Origin of the sequence: Streptomyces flavochromogenes (assembly GCF_000717595.1) — a bacterium.
In the GTDB taxonomy this organism is placed as follows: Bacteria; Actinomycetota; Actinomycetes; order Streptomycetales; family Streptomycetaceae; genus Streptomyces; species Streptomyces flavochromogenes.
This window is the reverse complement of the sequence record NZ_JNZO01000087.1, coordinates 1-1,122: the sequence shown is the minus strand read 5'-3', so window position 1 is coordinate 1,122 and position 1,122 is coordinate 1. Positions and strand designations below refer to the sequence as shown.

Below are 1,122 nucleotides of genomic sequence, written 5' to 3'. Positions count from 1 at the left end.
TCCGAGGAGCACGACATGCTCCGGGAGTCGGTGCGTGCGCTCGCGGAGGCGAAGATCGTGCCGTTCGCCGCGGCGGTGGACGAGGAGGGCCGGTTCCCGCAGGAGGCCCTGGACGCGCTGGTCGCCAACGACCTGCACGCCGTGCACGTCCCGGAGACCTACGGCGGCGCGGGCGCGGACGCCCTGGCCACGGTGATCGTGATCGAGGAGGTCGCCCGCGCGTGCGGCAGTTCCTCCCTGATCCCGGCGGTCAACAAGCTGGGCTCGCTGCCGGTGATCCTGTCCGGGTCGGAGGAGCTCAAGCACAAGTACCTCGGCCCGCTGGCCAAGGGCGACGCGATGTTCTCCTACGCCCTGTCCGAGCCCGACGCGGGCTCCGACGCGGCCGGCATGAAGACCCGCGCGGTCCGCGACGGGGACTTCTGGGTCCTCAACGGCGTCAAGCGGTGGATCACCAACGCCGGTGTCTCCGAGTACTACACCGTGATGGCCGTCACCGACCCGGACAAGCGCTCCAAGGGCATCTCCGCCTTCGTCGTGGAGAAGTCCGACGAGGGCGTGTCCTTCGGCGCCCCGGAGAAGAAGCTCGGCATCAAGGGCTCCCCGACCCGCGAGGTCTACCTCGACAACGTCCGCATCCCCGCCGACCGCATGATCGGCGCCGAGGGCACCGGCTTCGCCACCGCGATGAAGACCCTCGACCACACCCGCATCACCATCGCCGCCCAGGCCATCGGCATCGCCCAGGGCGCCCTCGACTACGCCAAGGGCTACGTCACGGAGCGCAAGCAGTTCGGCAAGCCCATCGCCGACTTCCAGGGCGTCCAGTTCATGCTCGCCGACATGGCCATGAAGCTCGAGGCCGCCCGCCAGCTCACCTACGCCGCCGCCGCCAAGTCCGAGCGCGTCGACGGCGATCTGACGTTCTTCGGCGCCGCCGCGAAGTGCTTCGCCTCCGACGTCGCCATGGAGGTCACCACCGACGCCGTCCAGCTCCTCGGCGGCTACGGCTACACCCGCGACTACCCCGTCGAGCGCATGATGCGCGACGCCAAGATCACCCAGATCTACGAAGGCACCAACCAGGTCCAGCGCATCGTCATGGCCCGCAACCTCCCGTAA

1 protein-coding gene is annotated in these 1,122 nt (G+C 69.3%); it reads left to right on the top strand.

What is annotated here, in order from left to right:
* Positions 1–1,122, top strand: a 1,122-nt coding sequence (locus IF00_RS0140325; RefSeq protein WP_030327085.1) for an acyl-CoA dehydrogenase family protein, incomplete at its 5' end; no start/stop codon positions are given.